Origin of the sequence: Vagococcus hydrophili (genome assembly GCF_011304195.1) — a bacterium.
Taxonomy (GTDB): domain Bacteria; phylum Bacillota; class Bacilli; order Lactobacillales; family Vagococcaceae; genus Vagococcus; species Vagococcus hydrophili.
In genome coordinates, this window is sequence record NZ_CP049887.1 from 1,675,735 (window position 1) to 1,696,409 (window position 20,675).

At 32.5% G+C, this 20,675-nt stretch carries 19 protein-coding genes; 16 read left to right on the plus strand and 3 right to left on the minus strand.

The features are described 5' to 3' along the window. Positions 1-8: 8 nt before the first annotated feature. Positions 9-2,438, plus strand: coding sequence for an AAA family ATPase (locus G7082_RS08385; RefSeq protein WP_166034657.1), 2,430 nt, complete (start codon positions 9-11; stop codon positions 2,436-2,438). A gap of 501 nt (positions 2,439-2,939) precedes the next feature. Here G7082_RS08385 and tnpC read toward each other — a convergent pair. From tnpC to G7082_RS08400, 3 genes are all read right to left on the minus strand, one after another. Continuing rightward, positions 2,940-4,442 (minus strand): IS66 family transposase, encoded by a 1,503-nt coding sequence (tnpC, locus tag G7082_RS08390; protein ID WP_166033530.1) that lies wholly within the window; start codon positions 4,440-4,442, stop codon positions 2,940-2,942. 91 nt (positions 4,443-4,533) lie between these two features. Continuing rightward, positions 4,534-4,890 (minus strand): IS66 family insertion sequence element accessory protein TnpB, encoded by a 357-nt coding sequence (gene tnpB, locus G7082_RS08395; protein ID WP_166033529.1) that lies wholly within the window; start codon positions 4,888-4,890, stop codon positions 4,534-4,536. Beyond that, a complete protein-coding gene (locus G7082_RS08400; RefSeq protein ID WP_166033528.1) occupies positions 4,880-5,071 on the minus strand; it encodes a hypothetical protein in 192 nt (63 codons plus the stop codon). Before G7082_RS08400 ends, tnpB begins: the two co-directional genes overlap by 11 nt. 109 nt (positions 5,072-5,180) lie before the next feature. Here G7082_RS08400 and G7082_RS08405 point away from each other — a divergent pair, with 109 nt between their 5' ends. The 15 genes from G7082_RS08405 to G7082_RS08470 all read left to right on the plus strand — a co-directional run bounded on the left by G7082_RS08405 (position 5,181) and on the right by G7082_RS08470 (position 20,570). Continuing rightward, positions 5,181-5,810, plus strand: a complete 630-nt coding sequence (locus tag G7082_RS08405) for a helix-turn-helix domain-containing protein (RefSeq protein WP_238842631.1) — start codon at positions 5,181-5,183, stop codon at positions 5,808-5,810. Continuing rightward, complete coding sequence (locus G7082_RS15040; protein ID WP_238842632.1) at positions 5,807-6,052, plus strand: hypothetical protein; 246 nt, start codon at positions 5,807-5,809, stop codon at positions 6,050-6,052. The genes G7082_RS08405 and G7082_RS15040 overlap by 4 nt, the downstream gene beginning before the upstream one ends. A 116-nt stretch (positions 6,053-6,168) precedes the next feature. Further along, positions 6,169-6,330, plus strand: a complete 162-nt coding sequence (locus tag G7082_RS08410; protein WP_166034658.1) for a hypothetical protein — start codon at positions 6,169-6,171, stop codon at positions 6,328-6,330. Positions 6,331-6,477: 147 nt separating this feature from the next. Next, positions 6,478-8,874, plus strand: coding sequence for a glycoside hydrolase (locus G7082_RS08415; RefSeq protein WP_166034659.1), 2,397 nt, complete (start codon positions 6,478-6,480; stop codon positions 8,872-8,874). Positions 8,875-9,094: 220 nt separating this feature from the next. Then, positions 9,095-10,363, plus strand: a complete 1,269-nt coding sequence (locus G7082_RS08420) for a RidA family protein (protein WP_166034660.1) — start codon at positions 9,095-9,097, stop codon at positions 10,361-10,363. Positions 10,364-10,562: 199 nt separating this feature from the next. After that, entirely contained in the window at positions 10,563-11,789 is a 1,227-nt protein-coding gene (locus tag G7082_RS08425; RefSeq protein ID WP_166034661.1) for a PASTA domain-containing protein, read from the plus strand. A gap of 27 nt (positions 11,790-11,816) precedes the next feature. Beyond that, on the plus strand, positions 11,817-14,012 hold the full coding sequence (locus tag G7082_RS08430) for a transglycosylase domain-containing protein (RefSeq protein ID WP_166034662.1): 2,196 nt from the start codon (positions 11,817-11,819) through the stop codon (positions 14,010-14,012). Between the two features lie 34 nt (positions 14,013-14,046). Further along, a complete protein-coding gene (locus G7082_RS08435; RefSeq protein WP_166034663.1) occupies positions 14,047-14,814 on the plus strand; it encodes a hypothetical protein in 768 nt (255 codons plus the stop codon). A gap of 270 nt (positions 14,815-15,084) precedes the next feature. Then, positions 15,085-15,837 carry a helix-turn-helix domain-containing protein gene (locus G7082_RS08440; RefSeq protein WP_166034664.1) on the plus strand — a complete coding sequence of 251 codons (753 nt, stop codon included), beginning with the start codon at positions 15,085-15,087 and terminating at the stop codon, positions 15,835-15,837. Positions 15,838-16,384: 547 nt separating this feature from the next. Further along, positions 16,385-17,089 carry a hypothetical protein gene (locus G7082_RS08445; protein ID WP_166034665.1) on the plus strand — a complete coding sequence of 235 codons (705 nt, stop codon included), beginning with the start codon at positions 16,385-16,387 and terminating at the stop codon, positions 17,087-17,089. A 28-nt stretch (positions 17,090-17,117) separates the two neighbouring features. Further along, on the plus strand, positions 17,118-17,276 hold the full coding sequence (locus G7082_RS08450) for a hypothetical protein (RefSeq protein WP_166034666.1): 159 nt from the start codon (positions 17,118-17,120) through the stop codon (positions 17,274-17,276). Next, the gene (locus G7082_RS08455; protein ID WP_166034667.1) at positions 17,269-18,009 is read left to right on the plus strand and encodes a hypothetical protein; all 741 of its coding nucleotides are present in this window, start codon (positions 17,269-17,271) and stop codon (positions 18,007-18,009) included. The genes G7082_RS08450 and G7082_RS08455 overlap by 8 nt, the downstream gene beginning before the upstream one ends. A gap of 52 nt (positions 18,010-18,061) precedes the next feature. Continuing rightward, positions 18,062-18,991 carry a helix-turn-helix transcriptional regulator gene (locus G7082_RS08460; protein WP_166034668.1) on the plus strand — a complete coding sequence of 310 codons (930 nt, stop codon included), beginning with the start codon at positions 18,062-18,064 and terminating at the stop codon, positions 18,989-18,991. A gap of 92 nt (positions 18,992-19,083) precedes the next feature. Further along, positions 19,084-20,016 carry an alpha/beta fold hydrolase gene (locus G7082_RS08465; protein WP_166034669.1) on the plus strand — a complete coding sequence of 311 codons (933 nt, stop codon included), beginning with the start codon at positions 19,084-19,086 and terminating at the stop codon, positions 20,014-20,016. Further along, positions 20,013-20,570 (plus strand): YdeI/OmpD-associated family protein, encoded by a 558-nt coding sequence (locus G7082_RS08470; protein ID WP_166034670.1) that lies wholly within the window; start codon positions 20,013-20,015, stop codon positions 20,568-20,570. Before G7082_RS08465 ends, G7082_RS08470 begins: the two co-directional genes overlap by 4 nt. The last annotated feature ends 105 nt before the right edge of the window (positions 20,571-20,675 follow it).

Genomic DNA, 20,675 nt, shown 5'->3' on the forward strand with positions numbered 1-20,675 from the left:
TAAAATAAATGATTGAAGAAATTGTAGGATTAAGAATAAAGGATTCCATTTTTATAGAAGAAACAGATTTAAATTTTTTTACGAAAAAAGAACAACAAGTGGTACGATCTTCGTTAATTTTTGGACGAAATGGTTCTGGTAAGAGTACAATTACTAGGGCAATCAACAAAGTGAAAACAGGGGAAGGTAGTGCAGAAATATCAAAGTTAATTGGCTTAGATAGTTCTAATGAAGGGTTGATCAGTGAATCAATTTTTGTATTTAATGAAGAATTTATAGATAAGAATATAAAGCTGTCAAATGATGGTTTAGATACAATAGTTATTTTTGGTGAGGAGAATAAGATAGATGAAATTCTAAGAGAGACTGAGAAATTAAAAAAAGAAGGATTAGTGAAATTAGAAAATTATGAAAAATTAAAAAATGATTATACAAAATCTCCAGATCATATTTTAGATAATATTCAACAAAAATTGAAAGGAAAAGGTAGTTGGGCCAGTAGAGATAGTCAAATAAAAGAAATGAAGATTGACTCACAAGTAAAAAAGTTAGAAACATATAAAAAATTTATCAATTTAGAACCCAATAGTAGTAGAGATGACTTAATATTATCTTTTGATCGAAAAAAAAAAAATTATTTTGATATTAAAGAAGATTTTCAAAAAATTGATCAGGTAGTTAATCCTATAAAAATTAATCTAGATAATCTAAAACTGATGAATTTATTGTGTGAGCAGTTAGAGGAACCTAAAATTAGTAAAAGAGAAATATTTTTATTGAAGCTTTTAGAGAATGCAAATAGAGGAGAAGATCATTTAAGAGATATAGAAAATTATTTTAGTTCTGATAAAAAAGAAGTAATATGTTTATATTGTACGCAATCAGTTGATAGTGAATTAAAAAAGGATTTAGTTGAAAGTGTTAAAAATATTTTATCAGAGTTGGTAGATAGACATAAAGATGAATTAGAAAAGCAGATAATTGGAGAAGTAAAAATAGATTTTGATGAATATGACAAATTAGATACTAGATTGTTAGAAGAAAGTAAAGCAAATATGTGTGCTCTGAATGAACAGTTAGAAAAGATAAACAATTTAATCAAAAAAAAAATTAAACACCCTTACACACCAGTACTTGAAGATGTACCAGATTACTTGGGCAAGTTAAATAAGTTAAATGAAAGTTTAAATAGTTTAGAAAAAGAAAGAATACAATATAATCAAAGTAGAACTCAAATAGATAAATATAAAGAGGAATTATTTGAAATAAATAATAAAATTGCCCACTATGATATTATAGAACTATATAAGAAGTACGAAGAGCAATTATATTTAAAAGAAGAAAATGAGAAAAATTATTTTAGATTGTATAGATTAATATTACGAGTAGGAAAGCAAAAGCAAAAATTAAATTTGTTAAAAGCGAATACGACTATAGCGATGGAGCAAATTAATAGAGGATTGAAATACATATTTTTTTCAGAAAATCGATTGTTAGTAGAGCATATCAATGGTAAATATTATCTTATCTCGAGAGGTAATAGAGTGTCTCCAGATAAAGTTTCTATTGGTGAAAGAAATGCAATTGCTATATGTTATTATTTTGCGGAAATTTTACGTAATAAGGAACAGAAAAATGGTTATAAAGATGAGTACTTTTTAGTATTAGATGATCCTATATCAAGCTTGGATGTGGGAAATCGGATTGGTATCCAATCTTATTTGAGATATATGTTAAAAAGGTTTATTATGGGAAATAAAAACACAAGAGCTTTAATACTTACTCATGATAGGCAAGTTTATTTTGATTTAACGAAGGTATTAGATGAAATTATGAAAACTTGTAGTAAAGACGGAGAAAAAAGTAAACTTAATAAATTTGAATTAATAGATAATAAATTGAAGTTAGGTGCTTTAAAAGATGGATATACTGATTTATTAGAAGAAGTATATGATTTTGCTGCTGTTAAGAAAGAAAAAAGTGGGAAATTAACAGAAGAAGAAAAAGAAGAACTAACAAAAGAAGAAGAAATAAAAAGTCAAGGTATTGGTAATACAATGAGAAAGTTATTGGAGGCATTTGGTACTTTTACATATAAAGAAGGGATAACGGGTCTTACTGAAAATCAAGAAATATTATCTAAAATAGATACTAACCTTCAAGATTACTTTGAAAATTTAGTATATCGATTAGTACTAAATGGAGATAGTCACAGTCAAGACAATATAAAATCAAATAATTATAATCTATTTCAATATATAACTGTTGATGAAAAGAGAAAAACGTCTAAGGATATACTAGTTATTTTGTATTTATTGAATGATTTACATGTGCTTTCTCATTTAAAGAGTAAAAAAGATGTTAAAAAAAACATTTTGGTATGGAAAAAAGAAATAGAAGAAAGGAATTTAAAGTATACAATTCAAAAATTAAACTAGATAAATGATCTGTATAGAACTTTAACAGATGAACTTGCCTTAAACGAATCGCAACATTATTAAAATATTAAAAGTTAAATTAATCGTTGATGTGTTTAAGGTAGTCTGTTTATAAGATTTATGTTTCTTTAAGATAATGATTTTACTTGTACTAGATTATACCCAATGTTTAATTATTAGAAGTTATATACTGTATCGCGTTGGTAGATTAAATTATATCAGCATATTTTTATTCAATTATTTTATGGTTATTAAGAACTAAGTACTAATAACCTCATCAACTTACGATACGCACAGCCAATAATAATTCTAAAAAAATCTCATTAACTTATGATACGGAGTGTTAACTCACAAGTATAGTTAAGTATTTTTTTCAATTGAATATTCAAATACACATATAAGTAAACATATACTATAATGAGTGTATGGTAAGCGGGAAGTAATCGAGTATATGCCAAATAAGGCGTCACTCTGTCATAATATGACAAGTGGCTCCTTATTTTATCGACACGTAGCTTGAATCTGTTCTGACCAAGGTAAATAAACCTCAAGTGCTTTAGAATTTGAACTATCTTCTAAATTAGGAAGATGCTTAAACAAATATTCTAAATACTTCACAGGAACTAAGTTATTAGCTTTAGCCGTTTCGATGATAGAATAAGCGATTCCGTTAGCTGTTGCTCCCCGTTCACTCGCAGAAAAATGCCAATTTTTTCTGCCAATCGTTGTTGGGCGAATACTTCGCTCAGCTAAATTATTTGATAAGGCACATCGACCATCCTCCAGAAAATTCATCAAACCAGCCTTCATATTAAGCGCATAGTTAACCGCTTTTCCTAATTTCGAACCTGGAAGAGCTCTGAAAGAAGCGATCCATTGCCAGAATTCATCAAGAATGGGTTGGCTTTTTGCCAACCGTAAATCATATCTTTCTTGATGGCTTAATCCCTTCATTTCTTTTTCAATATGAAAGAGTTGATCGCAATAGGTAACTCCTTGGCTTGCCGGAGTATCTTTAGAAGAGGAATCTTTCGCTTCAAAGAATTTTCTTCGGACGTGAGCCCAACAATTAACTAACGTCGTATTCTCAATCGATTTGTAAGCCGAGTAGCCGTCACAATGCAAATAGCCTGAGAATTCGGCTAAAAATTGTTGAGCGACACTACTTTTACGACTCAGGTCATGATGATATAAAATAATTGGATACTCTGCTTGTTCGATGGTTCGAAAGAGCCAAAAGTAAGACTTTTCTTTTTCACTTGATAAAACATTATAGTAAGTTTCATCCGCATGGATGAGCTCTTCTTTGACTAGTTTCTTTTTGAGCTCCTCCCAAATAGGTGTTAACCATTTTTCACATGAGGTGATGAACCAGTTTGCTTGTGTTCTACGTGGCACTCGTAATCCATAAGATTCCCACTCCTTTTCTTGTCGATAAAAAGGCAAACTCATTTCTATTTTTTGATGAAATAAGTGAGCTAAGATAGAGGCAGACGCCAAACTATGAGTGATTGGTTGTTTAGGAACAACGGCTTTTTTTATGGCATCAGCTCCATCTTTTTTACAATTAGGGCATTCGTAGGCATGTTGGTAGTACACATTTTTATACATCTTTGCAGGAACAAAAATAACTTCTTCACGGATTTTAGATTTACCAATATCTTTTAAATCAGAACAACACCAATCACAGGTGCAGTCTTCTCCTTCAAGCTGACAATGAACTTCTTTTATAGGTAAATCTTTTGTGAGGGCTGCTTTGTAGCCTTTTTTCTTTTTCCGCTGATAGTTAATTTCCTCAAAGACGGTTTTTTCTTCAGTTGTCTCTGCTAGATTAAAAGACGAGTCCTCTTCAAATAAATCTAATTGCCCATTAGGGTCAATTGATTTTTCAGATGAACGTCCATACAATTTATTTAAAAGAAATTGATTCTGTTCTCTTAGAAGTTTAAGTTCATTAGTTAAAGCTTCGTTTTGTTTTAACAATCGTTCTTCAAACTCGGTCAAAAGTAACACCTCCATTCACACATGATATGATAGCTAATTCTATCAATAATACGACGAAAAACCGTCTATAATTTTCATTATAAACGGCTAATTAAGAAACAAATCCAGTTTTAGCTTTTAATATCTTTTTTCTTTGTTCGATGGATAAACCTTCTAATAACCAACGGAGTTGTTGTTGCGTTAATTCTTTGACTTCTTCTTGTTTTCTAGGCCATTGTAATTTTCCATTTTCAAACCGTTTATACAGGAGAATAAAACCATCCCCTTGCCAGTAAAGTGCTTTGAACCGGTCTGAACGATTGCCACAAAATAGAAATAAGGCATCCGAATAAACATCTAACTCATATTGATTCATGATAATTGAAGCCAGACCATCAATCCCACGTCTTAAGTCTGTCTTACCACAAACAATATAAATAGTTTGTATCTTCGTATAATCAAGAACCATGATTGAACTCTTTCAATGCAGCGTTAAGAATATAGTTATTACATCCATTGTAAATCGTAATATCCATATTATCTCGTTTGACTCGTAAAGCAATTTTTTGCGTGGTTTGATTGGGTGTAGGGGCACTTTTAGGCGGTGTCGGTTGTAAAGAAACGGGAACAATTTCTTGTTTGTCTATCATTGAAAAACCTCCTCGTTATTTGTATCTTAAGAATAACCGAGGAGGTTAGATGTGACTATATACTTGGTTACTTCCCGCTTACAGATAAACACATGACGAGGTGATTATATTGGATTACACAGTAGATATTCAAAAAGCGTTAATGTATATTGAAGAGAATTTGTATCAGGAGATTTCTTTAGAAAGTCTTTCTAAAGAAGTTGGATTATCCAAATTTCATTTTCAAAGAGTCTTTAAAAAGCAATTGAATTGTGGTGTGTACAAATATATTCAAAAAAGACGTATCTCTAATGCGTCATTACTTTTATTAAATAGTAATTTAAAAATCATTGATATTGCTTTGATTAGCGGTTTTTCTTCCCAAGAAGCTTTTTCTAGAACATTTAAGCTTCATTACCAATTACCTCCTCGTCAGTACAGAGTCCAGTTTAAAAAACTATTTAGGAGGGAACTTGAGATGGATGAATTAAAGATTAAGGGTTGGCTTGTTTCTGGTAGTAATTTTGATAAATATGATGTGACTATGGATCATACTATTTTTCACAGTGGGACTAAATCAGTGAAGCTAAGTCGAAAAGAGAGTTTATATACTGAAGATTTTATAACAGTTATGCAGCAGGTGAACGCTAAAAATTATGTTAACAAGAGAATTAGATTTAGTGGTTATTTTAAAACCAATGAGGTTGATGGTTGGGGAGGTCTTTGGGTTAGAATTGATGGAAACAGTTTGAGCAATTGAAATTTGATAATATGCAAAATAGACCGATTGTGGGAACAAACGACTGGAATTATTATTCATCTGTTTTAGATGTTAGTGAAGAAGCAGAAGTACTAAACATTGGTTTTTTATTGCAAGGTGAGGGAGAACTGTGGGCAGATGATTTTTGTTTAGAAATTGTTTCTAATGATGTAGAAACAACTGATTTTGACAGTGCAGAATCTCATCCTGATAAACCACAAAACCTTTCGTTTATGGAATAAGTAAGACTGATAAAAATAGTTCAATTGATGATTTGGTAGGTATTTTTATGCGGAAACCAATGGATTAAATAATGAACTTTTACAATACACAAGAAATCAATTGGAGGAACGCATCTATGACTGAAAAAGAAGAAGTTAAAAAAATTGTGGATAAGTATAATCAAAGTATTATGCAGTTATTAGAAAATGGAACTATTCAAGAAGCAAAAACAGTTTTTAAACATGTAGCTGACGAATCCAATCGGAAACAGCGAGAATTAGTAGGATTAGAAGATTAGCTATTTGTTAGATTGTTAAAGAACTTATTATAGAAACAGATTTTTTATTGCCAAATTTTATTCTCGTCACTTCGATGTCACACGATATGGTTAGACTCTTCTTAGTAATAAAAGAAGAGCCTTTTTTGGCTGATTGGAAATATTGAAATGAGAAGAAGAAAAAAAGAAAGTTTTAAAAAAGAAATAGTGATGATCATAGTGAGCTGTGTCATCCTTGTTAGTATTGTTGTTGGAATTATGGTTTTACCTAAACTACTTTTTAATAATAAAAGTGGTACAAAGAAAAACTACAGAGACAGCAAAAAGATAACAGAAAAAATGTTAAAGGATAATGAAAAATATGGTTCTAAGAACATCGAAATAAAAGTTGATCCTGAAACCTTAAGTTTAGAGTTAAAAGATGCAGATAAAAAAGTTGATTTACCAGGGACATTTAATGAAAAAGTTGAAAACTTAAAAGAAGATAAAAATACTAAAAGTTGGACGTATCCTGAAAAAGGGGTGGATGTTGTTGTTGAAAATCAGAAAGAATATGTGGATGTTTCATTCAAATCGAATAAAGGAGGCTCTTCAAAATTAAACTGGCCAAAACTTGAGGGTGAGCATTACTATCTACCAATTGGAGAAGGGAAAAGTATACCGTCTAATGATAATCTTTGGAAACAGTATTTTGAAGAAAATAACGAATTAGATTTAAATGAATCTTTTTCAATGTCTTTTGTTTCAGTGGTTCAAAATAATAGTTCAGCCGTCATTGTTATGGAAAATAATTTTGATAAGCAATTAATTAATAAAAATAGTAAAGAACAGAATTTGTCATTTGAAGTTGAATCTAGTTTTAATCAATTTAATCGAAAAAAGCCGCTTAAATTTCGTATCTATTTGGCAGATAATAACCCAGTTTCAGCGGCCAAATTATATCAAACAGATAGAATTAAAGAAGATAAATTTATGACATTATCTGAAAAAGCAGCAGACAATAAAAATATTGAAAAGTTATACGGAGCGCCACATATCTATTTTTGGCAAAATAGAATTTTAACGGATAAAGATGTTAATTGGCAAAAAATGACTGAAGGAAACGATCAATTATTTACACATATTGGTGATTTATTAGAAAAACATTATGAAGATGGGCGTAGTGAATTTGATCAAGCAATAGTGGCTTTAAAGAATAATGAAGCTTATAAATATGAAAAAAATACTATTCTTACAGGTATTAACACAGTTCTTGTCTATCCAGATTTTTATGATAAGGCACTATTCAAAAAACTAGATGCGGAAAAAGTCTCATTCTTAGAGAAAGATAAAAATGAGTTGCCTACTGAAAAAAGAATTGGCATTAATAAACTGATTTTAAAAGATTTTTTAGGAGATTCTGTTGGCTCAATTGAGAGTTGGGGGCAAACGACAACGACGGATGTTATTAAGGATATGAAAAAATCTGGAATCGAAAACGCTTGGATTGGACTATCAAATTGGAATCAAGGTTTGATTAATCCATCATTTGTGAAGGAAGCCGTAGATTCAAATTATTTGATAGGGCCATATGATTCGTACCAATCCATTCATTCGAATCCGTCAATTGATTGGAACACTGCAGGCTTTAGAAATAACGAAGAGGTTTATAATTCTAAAACGATTGTGAAACCGAATGGAGAATATATTTCTGGATTTCTTGGTAAAGGACGAAAAGTCAACCAAACTCTTATTAAAGATGAAGCAGAGTACCGTTTAGATAAAGTTTTAACAAAAGATGTCCCTTTTAATACGTGGTTTGTCGATACAGATGCAGCTGGCGAAATCTATAATGATTATAGTTCAGAGCATCAAACAGGGATTCAACAAGACGTTGATGCAAGAATTGAACGAACCCAATTATGGAATGGTAAGGGATTAGTCGTCGGGACGGAAACAGGTAATGATTATTTTAACAAAGGGATGGTATTTGCCCACGGACTTGAAACGCCAGTGATTGCATGGATCGATGAAGACATGCGAAAAAATAAAGAAAGTGAATACTACGTAGGCGGATATGCTTCTATGAATGATACTATTCCGGGGAGATATTCAAAACAAGTGCCTATAAAGGATGAATATAAAAAATTGTATCTTAATCCAGCCTATAATATTCCATTGTATAAATTGGTTTATAATCAATCTGTGATAACGACACATCATTGGGAATGGGATAGTTATAAAATTAAAGATGAAGTTGAGAATAGAAGGCTAACGGAATACTTATACAATGTACCACCTTTAATTCATTTAGATAGCAACACGTGGGATGAAAGAAAAAGTGATATTGTAAAAAATGTTGAAACTTGGAGTCAATTTCAAAAAGAAGCACTACTTAATGAAATGACTGAATTTGACTATTTATCAGAAAATAAGTTAATTCAAAAAACGAGTTATGGAGATAATATTTCAGTGATTGTTAATTATTCTGATGAAAAATTCAAAAAAGACGATATTGAATTAGCTCCTCAAACTGGTCTTATTGAAATGAATGGGAAAGAATATCTGATTAATGGTAAAAAATAATCGAAAGATGTAGAGACACTAAGTTGTTTCTACATTTTTTTTATTTAAAACCCACCAATCCAACAAAAAATTTACAAGCCTTTAAGTGTTTAAAATAACGAATATTACTCATTGTGATAGTCTCATGATAAAGAGATGATAGCGCTTTACTAAAAGGCGATTTTAGATTAAAATTTTTTTTAAGTTCTTAAAAAATATAACATAAAAAGGGGAATTACCTATGAGTCAAGACAACGTCGTTTTAGCAAGAAATACAGAAAAAGCACCAGTGAGTGATAGTCAATCACAAACAGTTGCCTTCTCACATTATAATAACTTTTCAGCTCAATTACCGATTAATCCAGAAACAGGCGAACTTGTCGAAGGTGGCATTAAAGAGCAAACGGAACAATGTTTAAGAAATATCGCAGCGATTACTTCAAGCATTGATCATGATTTAACAGACATCATCCGACTATCTATTTTTGTAAAAGATATTAAAGTTATGGCTGTTGTAGATCGCGTGATGAAAGAATTTTTCCCTACTTACCTACCAACACGTACAGTTGTAGCAGTAGCTGATTTACCATTAAATGCGATGATCCAAGTAGAAGCATTACTTTCTAATGGAGAAGGAACGATTCCAAATGCACCACAAGCAGGAGATCTAATTAAATTAACGAACGCAACAAGTAATGCACCGATTGACGGCTTATCAACACAAACAGTAGCTTTTTCACATTACAATAATATTAGCGCACAATTACCAATTGATCCTAAAACAGGTCGTTTAGTTGTTGGCTGCGTTAAAGCACAAACAAGACAAGCATTAAAAAATATTAAATCAATTTTAGAAAGCATCGATGTTCCTTTTGATGACATTGTTAAAACAACTGTGTTCCTTAAGGATTTATCTGATCTTGAAGCAGTTAATAGAGCCTACGCAACATTTTTCCCAGATTCTGGTATCGCCAGAGCAGTTAACTACTTACCAGCAAGAACAGTCGTTGAAGTAGCTGATTTACCAATGGGAGCTGCTGTCCAAATTGAAGCGGTTGTTTCTCACGGTGACGGTACACCACCACAAGCTATTGAAGATCGTCACGGCTTAATTATTGAAGCAAACAACACTGAGAAAGCACCGATTGATAGTTTATCAACACAAACAGTTGCCTTTTCACATTACAATAATATTTCTGCACAATTACCTGTAGACGCGGCAACGGGAGCGCTTGTTTCAGGTGGCATCAAAGAACAAACGGCGCAATGTTTAACTCACATTCAAACAATTATTGAAAGTGTGGATCATTCAATGGCTGACATGGTTAAACTGAATGTATACATGACTGATTTATCAATGATGGCTGAGATGGACGCGGCGTATAAAGGATTCTTCCCAGAAGGTACACCAGCTCGTCGGGTTGTGGGCGTATCTCGCTTACCACAAGGCGCGTTAATTCAAATCGATGCGATTGCTGGCAATGCAGAAGGTACACCACCGGTTAAATAATTTATTAGTAAATCCATAGCTCAACGGCAATTAGTGTCGTTGAGCTTTTTGTATGTTCTTTATTAAATTGAGTAGAATCAAATAACAGAAATTTTCAAAACTGATTCCCAAGTTTAATAGAAACTCGTGTATACTTAATAATAGGATTAATTAGAAATGATATAAAATACGAGTAAATAGATTATCAGAGGTTATAAAAATGAAAAGTAAAAAAACTAAAAAGAGCAGAAGAAAAACCAGTCGAGGACAAAAGATTGTTTACATCATTTATCTAGTAATTGCTTTTGTGAGTTGTTTTTTCTTCTTTAAATCATATCAATACATTAGTAACATTCCAAAAGCCAATAATATGACCCAAGAAGAAATCTATGATTTAACGAGGATTAATGAATCAGATATTAAATTGGTGCGGGCATTGAAAAATAATGCCTTTGATTCGTGGCTTTATGAAGCCAATAGTGACAAGGTGAAACAGTTACAAAAAACGGAAGCCACTGTATCGAGTATTACTGAAGGCAAGGTGAAAGTTTCAGAGGTTGATCAAACTATCACCGACTTGAAAAAAGAGGTTGATATTATTAATGAGTCTGATATTGAGGAATTATATGTTCTATACTATAAACAAGTGTTACCGAAACAGTATGAAAAAGCAGAGACTGATTTTCAAAAAATGACTGCCGAGAACCCCGAAGAGCATTATAAGGAAATTTTTTCTTTATTAGATTTACTAAATAAAATATACAATCAAAAGGGAATGCTAGCTGTCACAACCGAGGATAGTTTTAGAAAATCTACTACCTTGTTAGAAGAAATCGATAAAAATTTTCAAGAAGTCAATCAGATTAAATCACTGGTGGTGAGCTACGAGATATTAGAAGAGCCCATATCGACCCCTGAGACAAGACTCGGAATGGAACTGGATAAATATGTGCTTAAGACGAATGATTACTTACAAGCCAATCTAATGGTGACAGAGTTCGAACGCAAATATAGTGAGCTTCAGGATAATTTAGCGACCAATAAACAGCTCATCAAAAAGTCAGTTGAGATACCTGATTTGGTAGGACTGACCGTTGAGCAAGCACAAAGGGAACTTAGTAAGGCGAAGTTGAATTCTACGATTTATGGATATACCAATAAATTATATAAAAATGGTGACATTGTTCCTGAAAGTAAGCGAGGTATTGAAACCTGGGATGATGATAAGCAGGCGAAAATTACGAGTCAAGAACCTTCTCGATTTGATTATGAGTACATTATCCAAGGTTCTACTATTAAGGTAATCGTGGAAAACAAACCAACTGAGAAGCCAAAAGAAACAATAACGTCAAGTAGTTCGTCAACATCTGATACATCAACAAGCCAGTCGGATAGTACCGATACAACAACTAGTACGACCACAAGTAGCGACGAAAATAAAAATTAAAATCTAGAAAGGAAAAGGAATTCTCCAATGGTTAGTAAGAAAAAAATCAAGAAGAAACGTAAAAAAGTTAATAAACGACGCCATTTAATCTGGAATATTCTAGGAATGGTGGCTCTGTTGCTGGTATTAACCGCGTCAATTGGCGGGTATGTTATCAGTAAACGATATAGCCCGTATAGTTCTCTTCTTGAAATTCAAGATATCAATCAAAAAATTACTCAGTCTTTTGTCATCTTGGATAAAAATGATCAACCTTTAGATGAAAATACAGTGGTGGTTAAGTTTGATCCAATCCAACATGAACCTAAGTGGAATGTGGATCAACTTTATTTAGATACACTGATTGCCGTTGAAGATAATTCTTTCTACACAAGAAAAACAAAAGGTTATTCTATTAAGGGAACAATGGGTGCTGTGGTTTCTCAGGTGAAAAGGAAGTTAGGAAAAGATGTGGTCTCAAGAGGTGGTTCGACCATTGAGCAACAGTTAGTTAAAATCATGGTCTTTGGGACAAATAATAAAAACACTGTGTCAGATAAAATCGTTCAACTAATTGATGCCAGAAAGCTTGCGACAAAATACGATCGAGATGATATTTTGAAAGCTTACCTGAATGAATTACGTTTGACACCAAACACGGTGGGAGTGAAAGCCGCATCCATTGAGTTATTCGGAAATGATATGTCAAAAATAGATTCCAAAGACCCAGCCCAAGTGGTTCAAGTGGCCTTTATGGCAGGACTTGGACAATCTCCATCGGTATATATTCAAGACTTTAATAAGAGTGGGAAAGCACGCACACGGACTATTTTGTCGATTATGAAAGAGAACAGCCTGATTAGCGAGGACGTGTATCAAAAATCCCTTAAACTGGTGAATAGTGACAAAGAAGAGTTTACGTTAAAAAGTTATAAGCAAAAAGGCACACCAAAAGAATATCAAGCCTATGTAGCGAAGGTGAAAGATGAGCTCAGTCAATTAAACTTACCTAAAAATACAACGATTACAGTTAAAACCTATGCTGATGGCAACCAATTAAAAGAATTACATAAGATAGCAACAGGTTCTTATCCACAAGATGAGCGCCTTCCTAATGGTTATTTTGAACATAAGGAAAGTGTCACAGGAATTTCGGCAATTGATACGAAAACGGGTCATATTGTAGGCTTAGCAACTAATTCAGATAATCCCTTAATTCCTTATACAGCAACTAGATCATCTGGTTCGACCATCAAACCATTACTAGATTACGCCCCAGCTGTGGAGTATGCAGGTCTGACACCTGATACGATTCAAAATGGCTCTTCTTTTACGATTGGGGATTGGAAAGTGAAAAATTATGGTGATCAGAATTTTGGAAACATAAGAGCGTCCTATGCTCTAGGTTTATCTATCAATACGGCGGCTGTAGAAGCTTTCCAAATGACCAATGATCAACAAAAAAATAGTATGATGGAGCCTTTTGGAATTAATACATACAATGAAAATGGTGCTAGTTACCGACCTGAACAGGCGATTAATTACCCAACGAATGTTTTAGCCTTGTCGTCTGCCTTTAGCGCCTTTGGGAATGATGGAGTGAGAGTTGAACCAACCACTATTAAAAGCATTCAAACTGATTCTGGACCCATTAAACTATCCGAAGCTGAAAGTAAACGAGCCATGAGCTCTTCTACTGCAAAAACGATGGTGAGTATGTTGAAAGAAGTAACTGGTGCAAATGGCTCTGAACCTTACGGGGGGCCTAAATACACAGGATTTGATCAAGAGACCTACGTCATGAAATCAGGTTTAAGTAATTTTGAAAGTTCTGTTCCAAATAGTAGTAATAAATCACCAGATGCCCTACTTGCTATGGCGTCACCTGAGTTGTCGATTGCCACATGGATTGGCAGTCCAACCTATGTAGACGCAACTTTCGCGCCGACAAGTTACCCTCATGATACAGCGAACCAAGCCAGGGTTTACTTAATGAATAGTACCTTTAAAGTCATGATGGAAGGTAGAGAACCGAAAAAATTCAAGTTTGGAAAAGAGAAATTAGTCAGAGATACAAAAAGTAGTGATATTATTCCAGAATTAGATAAGATATCCAGTGAAAATCTAGAGGATATAACAATTAAAAACAAAGAGATCGATAAAAAAGAATCAGAGAAGTATGACTCCATGGAAAAAGAATACATGAAAACAATTGATAAACTTAATCGAACTTATCGGGAGTGATAGTATTATAAAAAGAAGAGAGGGTGTTATTTGGATGAGTAATAAGCAAGCAATTAACTCATTACTAGCTACTTTAGTGCTTTTGTTGGTTACAGCGTGTGGAAATAATAAAAGTGATGAAAATAAATCAATTTCAAGTAGTTCTAATGTAGTAAGTCAAATGACGACAACTACTAAAAATAATGAAGAAACAAATTCAACTAGTATTTCACCCACTGAAACAACAACTGAGAGTTCTAGTTCAAAAATACAACAAAGAAAGTATAGTTTTGAAGAGCAGAAGTCAATCTCTAAGGAGTTTATTAATTGGGCAAGTGAGAGAGCTAAAATAGGTGGAATGGCTGTTAATGGTGCTTATTTTACTCATGGAGCAAGTGGTAGAGGTGATTGGTATGCGATTGTTCCTGATAATAACTATGTTTTGATCCAGAGACAAGACCCATCTATGGAAATTTCAAAAGATACTTATTTAGCAAATTCAATTGGTGGAGTGGTATTTTATTATTCAAAATATGGAACTACGGGACTGAGTGATGAAATAAATGATAGAGAAAATAATCCAAGTACAGCAACAGGGTTTAGTCAGGTTGCTGATTTAGATAAACCGATTGTGAAATACATGTTAGCAGATAATGGAGTCGTGTATGAGTATAGTAGTAAAGGTTCTTTTAGCGATGGATTTTATGTAACGGATGATGACGGTGATTTTGATTATTGGCCTGGAGAGCAACGACCGTTTATTATTTCAGAAGATCAAGATGCCCAAAGTAAGTTACAATCTATACTTGAGAAATATAATTAAGATGGAATAGTATTTTAAGTATGAGTCTAACGATACAGTTGTCGTTGGGCTTTTTTATTTATTAAAATTATATCTTCAATAAATAAAGAATTTATTATCTCTTAAAATGTTATCGTTTATATTAATGTAAAATAATTATTACATATGAACTCTATAAGTATTTAAAAGTCATAGCATCGTATTGTAGAAAAGCTGAAATGATAAGGATTCTACATATCATAGGTAGAGATTCCGATTTTTCTAAGGTACTCTAAAAAAGGGAGGGATAACATGACTGTTGGAGAGAAAATTTCAAAACGTCGAAAAGAGTTTAACTGGACTCAGAGAGAATTATCAGAGAAGTTAAAGGTATCTGATAAAACAATATCAAGTTGGGAAAGGAGTAGAACATATCCAGATATTGATATGTTGATTCAGTTAAGTGATACATTAAATTTCTCCTTAGATGAATTATTGAGGGAGGATTACAAGATGGTCAAAGAAATTGACGAAGCGATTAAAGAAAAAGAATTATTCAAAAAAATTAGGAGACTGATAATAATTAGTTGCATTTTTATCCTATTGTTTTTAGTTTTGAATAGTGTATGGTTGGGATGGCGAAATTATCGTGATGGACTACGTTACAAAGTAGCTTGGGAAGAAGATGTGATTTTAGACGAGAAATTGTATGGAGGAATTCATTCTAGTTATCATAAAGAAGCGAATGGATTACAAGTAGGATTGAAATCCTATTCTACTAAAGAAAGTACGAACTATCTTCATTTTGATACGTTCCCGTTATCTGTGGTCGTACAAAATGATAAATCAAAAACATTAGATATAGAGACAGATAAAAAATTTGTTTTTTTTGATGGAAAGGGACATAAGGTTTCATTTGATCAAGAATTAAGTCCAATGAGTGGCAAAAATAAGGATCAAGATATGTCAAAAGATGAACAGATATTGTTTATGAAAGAAAATCAGGGAGATATAAAAAAATTTATGAGTGCTGGTTTACCTATCTATGAGGAACTTAATAAATAATATGGAGATTAACCTTAAGTCCATTGGTGAGATAATGCTGATGGACTTTTTATTTATTTTTAAATAACAGCTGCTACTAAATTGAAAAGTGTAAATAATCAAGTATGATAATTGCCAATCGCTACATATATAGGAAATTCAATTTATGTAGATGTAACTTATGTACCGATTAGTTAGAGCTTCTAGTCATAGATAAATTTTAGTTCTTTTAACTAAAAAATGAGTGTGATAAACTTTTTTTATTTTTGCACTATAATATTCTTTTAAATGAGAAGAGATGGGGTGTGTTGGAAGTATTAAAGTACTTAAAGCTATTTCTGATTATGATGGCTTATTGTGAAAACGTCTTGAGTTTCATCAAGGCTTTTTTAATATGGTTAGATTTTATTTTTAGTTTATCGATTGTAATAAAAATAATGTATAATAATTGATGTATATAATTCTTAAATATACATATTGAGTTGTTTTAAAACGTTTGCGAATTAAAATGTTTTTTTGTGAATGGAGGTATCATTCCTAGATTAATGAGAAAAGAGGTTATAAAAAAATGAAAGAAGAGATGTATGTACTAAAATATTGTTCGAAAAGAACATCCATAATAATAAGCTCTATTTTGATACCGCTATTTATTTTTTTTATTGGAAGAATCGGCGTTTCTTTTGTAAGTTTTTGTTTATTGGTATTAGGATTATTTTGTGGTGGACTTATATTTTTAAACGTTGTTATTTCTAGAAAAGAGTATCATTACTTAGTTGATAGAAAAAATCAGGTACTGTTTATTGATGGTGGGCTTAGGCAAAATAAAAAAATTCCTTTTTCTGAAATGAAGGGAATTGCTTTGGGTAAAAAAATAGTTAAGAACACTCCCCATTACTACTTGCAAATTATCGTAAGTCCTTCTTACTGGAATAAATTTAATCAGGAAAAAGAGCAAAAAGCGATGGATAATTTAGATTATTATGAGGAGATGTATCTGACCTGGGGTGAAATTCATCAAACGGAAAAAGAATTGGAAGATTTAGTTTTGTATATCGTGGAAAGTGGTATCGAACGAGTGGTTTTTAAACCGGATAGGATTGATAATAAGTATCCTGGTAAAGTAAAGAAAGATTATTATTCAAGAATGGATCAAACGGAGAGTCCAATTGTAGTGAGACGAAGAAGACGAGAAATAGTTAGTTATATATTCATGTTCATCTTCTTTATTCTATTTGTATGGTCTATTTGGTTAAAAATAGTTGATGCTAGATAAGGATAATAATAAAAAGGAAGGCTTTAGTATGACAGGAAATCTATTTAATGCAACGTTTGAAGAAAGTACTAGATTAGTAAAAAAAGAAGTAATAACTGAGGGCGAAATGAAGAGGGGAGATATCTCTTCTATGAGTTTTTGGAAGAGATTTTCAGCTTTTTTATTGAGTAGCTTTTTTATTGAGTAGCTTTGTTTTTGGGATACTTTTATATGAATTTGGAATACTTATGCCTATCGCTGTTTTAGAATCTAAAGAATCAGAAATACTTTCATTCCAAAGTCTTCAAATTATTGGAGAACTTGGACGCTACTTAAAACTTATCTTCCTCACTTTTTATTATTTATTTTTTATAATAGGATTTATTAATCTGTTTCCAAGAAAAAATTATGCTAAAAGAATCCTTTTTGGCGGTGGATATATTTTTATTTTTCTGATAACGGTATTAATAAGTGTATTACCGTTTATTACTGGTTTATCAATTGATGGTACAGGCTATCTTGGTATGTTTATTCAGTTACTAATAGGTATCGCATTAATCATTAGATCGGTAAAAAGGGAGAGTCAAAAATGTAAAGCGATACTTTATGATGAAAAAAAGAGTAAAGCAAAGAAACGAGGGACTATGATGACTATACTTACAAAGTATGGTGGTATCCTTATTCTATTTTCCATAGCTAATCGTTACTTTTTCCACATTGGTAGTGACTTTTCCAATAACCCAGGTCTTTTTGGATTGTTATATGGTTGGGCTATCATAATATTATTAGGAGCTATTTCAATTGGACTATCCATTGGTTTTGGGAGTGCCATAGAAACGTACTATTTTGTAAAATATGCTGATGACTATTACAAACTCTTTAAACCAACCGATGAATTTTGGTACGGTAAGAGAAAAGCTAAGAAGAAGTCTGCCTCTTAAAAGATGAAATTTTATGCTAGAATATTAAAAAACTACTTCTAAGGAGATCAAGATGAAGATAGAACGAATGTTAACAATCATTGTGATGCTACTAAACAGAAATCGTGTTACAGCAAATGAACTAGCTGAAAAATTTGAAGTCTCTGTTCGGACAATTTACCGGGACATTGAAACAATCAATCTAGCAGGAATTCCGATTATCTCCCACTCTGGAAATAATGGTGGTTTCAGCATTTATGAAAATTATAAACTCAATCATCAAGTCCTAACGCTTAATAACTTGTCCTCCCTTCTGTCTGTCCTAAAAGATATTAACATGACAGTTGAGGATATTGAATTAGAATCATCCATAGAAAAATTGCAAAATATTGTTCCTGAAAATAAGCTAGATGAATTAAAACTACAGTCAGAACAAATCATCATCGACTTACACCCTTATGGTGATTCTCCTAAGCAAAAGGAGCTAGTAAAAACAATCCGACAAGCTATTACACAAACCAGGTTACTGAAAATTGATTATAGAAATTATGATAGTGAGGTGAGTACACGCCAAATTGAACCTATGTCGTTAATCTTTAAAAACTATACGTGGTATTTATTTGCGTATTGTCGATTAAAGGAAGATTTTAGATTATTTAGAGTATCTCGTATTAAGGACTGCAAAATAGAAGGGCAAACATTTGAACGACAAGACACATCCTATCATGAAGTGACTGCACAAGAATTTGAACAATCTCAGATGATAACCATGGTCTTAAAAGTTGCCCCCACTATGAAGTCTCGTGTGGAGGATATCTTTAATCAAGAAGATATCGAAGTGTTAGAAACAGGTGAGTTTCTGATTACAGCCACGTTTCCTGATAGAGACTGGTTATTTTCTCTGATATTTAGTTTTGGAGAACAAATTGAGGTCTTAGAACCAAAAAAACTACGTGAAACTGTAGCGAGTAGATTAAAACTAATGGCTGATAAATATAATTAAATTTGTTTCTCAAAGCTGACAGACTGTTGTCAAAGGCCCATGATAAGATTGTTTTTGTAAGACACTTTTATATTAACTAGGGGGAAAATTAAATGACAAACACTATTAAATTACCAAAACCAACACTTATTTCAGTAAACGATGTGACGTTAGAAGTTTTTGAATCAGGACAAGAAAATAAAGGGAATCCTATTATATTATGCCATGGTTGGCCAGAACATGCATTTTCTTGGAGATATCAAGTAGAGCCATTAGTTAAAGCGGGTTATCATGTGATTGTTCCAAATCAACGTGGGTATGGCAATTCAACGTGTCCAGAAGAAGTGACAAAATATGATATAGAGCATTTAACAGGTGATTTGGTTGCGTTACTAGATCATTATGAGTATGAAAAAGCAATCTTTATGGGACATGATTGGGGAGCAAGCGTGGTTTGGAGTATGAGTTTACTACATCCAGAGCGCGTCGACAAGATGATCAATTTATGTTTACCGTATCAAGTGCGTGGAGAAAAGCCTTGGATTGAGTTTATGGAGGAATTCTTAGGAGAAGACTACTACTTTGTCCACTTTAATAAACAACCAGGTGTGGCAGATAAGATATTAGATGAGAATGCGGTGCAATTCATGCAAAATTTATATCGAAAAAACGTACCAGCTCAAGCTCCTGGTGAGGGAATGGAAATGATTAATCTAGCGAAATCATCAGTCGCATTAGGTGAGGCTGTTATGAGTGATGAGGATCTATCTGTTTATATTTCAGGCTTCCAGAAAAACGGGTTTACACCTAGTATTAATTGGTACAGAAATTTAGATCGTAACTGGCACTTGTTAGGTGAAGTTTCACCAATTGTTGAGCAAAAAACATTAATGGTTTATGGTGAAAAAGATGTCATCCCACCACTGCCAAATATTAAAGATTTTGTACCTAATATTGATGTTAAGAGTCTTGATGCAGGTCACTGGGTTCAAGAAGAAAGACCAGAAGAGCTCAACGAAATGATTTTAAACTGGCTAGGAAAATGAGTAACATCCTCTATTTTAGAAATCAAGAAGAATTTATTGAGTGGTTAGAGATGAATCATCAAACAACGACTGAGATTTGGTTGGGCTTCTTTAAGAAAAAAGCGAAAAAAGAAGGACTTACTTGGTCTGAATCAGTTGATTGTGCCTTAATGTTTGGTTGGATTGACGGAATCCGAAAGACGGTGGATGAGGATAGTTATAAAATTCGCTTTACGCCGCGGAAAGCAAACAGTGTTTGGAGTAAAGTAAATATTCAAAAGGTTGAAAAGCTAATTGAATTGAATCAAATGAAACCGGAAGGATTAACAGTTTTTAATCAAAGAAAAGACCAAACAGGTTATTCAGCCGTGAGTCGAAATGTTGAATTGAGTAAGGAATACGAAGCGTTGATCAGACAAAATTCAAGCGCTTGGGAATTTTTTAATCAATTACCAGCTTCTTATAAGAGAGATTCGATTTGGTGGGTGATGACTGCTAAAAGGGAAGAAACGCAGTTAAGAAGATTGAATCGATTAATTGATGCGTGGGAGAATGGTGAGATGTTAAGACCGTAGAAAGTTGTCTAAGTAAAATTTTTTGTATAACGTAAAAAACGTAGGTAATTATACAGAAAGTTATTGACATCGTTTTCATAAGCTGTTAGTATGAAAATACAGCAA

Coding starts and splice junctions, on each gene's coding strand:
- G7082_RS08385 (WP_166034657.1), top strand. CDS start 9: ATGATTGAAGAAATTGTAGGATTAAGAATAAAGGATTCCATTTTTATA.
- tnpB (WP_166033529.1), bottom strand. CDS start 4,890: ATGGTTCTTGATTATACGAAGATACAAACTATTTATATTGTTTGTGGT.
- G7082_RS08400 (WP_166033528.1), bottom strand. CDS start 5,071: ATGATAGACAAACAAGAAATTGTTCCCGTTTCTTTACAACCGACACCG.
- G7082_RS08410 (WP_166034658.1), top strand. CDS start 6,169: ATGACTGAAAAAGAAGAAGTTAAAAAAATTGTGGATAAGTATAATCAA.
- G7082_RS08415 (WP_166034659.1), top strand. CDS start 6,478: ATGAGAAGAAGAAAAAAAGAAAGTTTTAAAAAAGAAATAGTGATGATC.
- G7082_RS08420 (WP_166034660.1), top strand. CDS start 9,095: ATGAGTCAAGACAACGTCGTTTTAGCAAGAAATACAGAAAAAGCACCA.
- G7082_RS08425 (WP_166034661.1), top strand. CDS start 10,563: ATGAAAAGTAAAAAAACTAAAAAGAGCAGAAGAAAAACCAGTCGAGGA.
- G7082_RS08430 (WP_166034662.1), top strand. CDS start 11,817: ATGGTTAGTAAGAAAAAAATCAAGAAGAAACGTAAAAAAGTTAATAAA.
- G7082_RS08435 (WP_166034663.1), top strand. CDS start 14,047: ATGAGTAATAAGCAAGCAATTAACTCATTACTAGCTACTTTAGTGCTT.
- G7082_RS08440 (WP_166034664.1), top strand. CDS start 15,085: ATGACTGTTGGAGAGAAAATTTCAAAACGTCGAAAAGAGTTTAACTGG.
- G7082_RS08445 (WP_166034665.1), top strand. CDS start 16,385: ATGAAAGAAGAGATGTATGTACTAAAATATTGTTCGAAAAGAACATCC.
- G7082_RS08450 (WP_166034666.1), top strand. CDS start 17,118: ATGACAGGAAATCTATTTAATGCAACGTTTGAAGAAAGTACTAGATTA.
- G7082_RS08460 (WP_166034668.1), top strand. CDS start 18,062: ATGAAGATAGAACGAATGTTAACAATCATTGTGATGCTACTAAACAGA.
- G7082_RS08465 (WP_166034669.1), top strand. CDS start 19,084: ATGACAAACACTATTAAATTACCAAAACCAACACTTATTTCAGTAAAC.
- G7082_RS08470 (WP_166034670.1), top strand. CDS start 20,013: ATGAGTAACATCCTCTATTTTAGAAATCAAGAAGAATTTATTGAGTGG.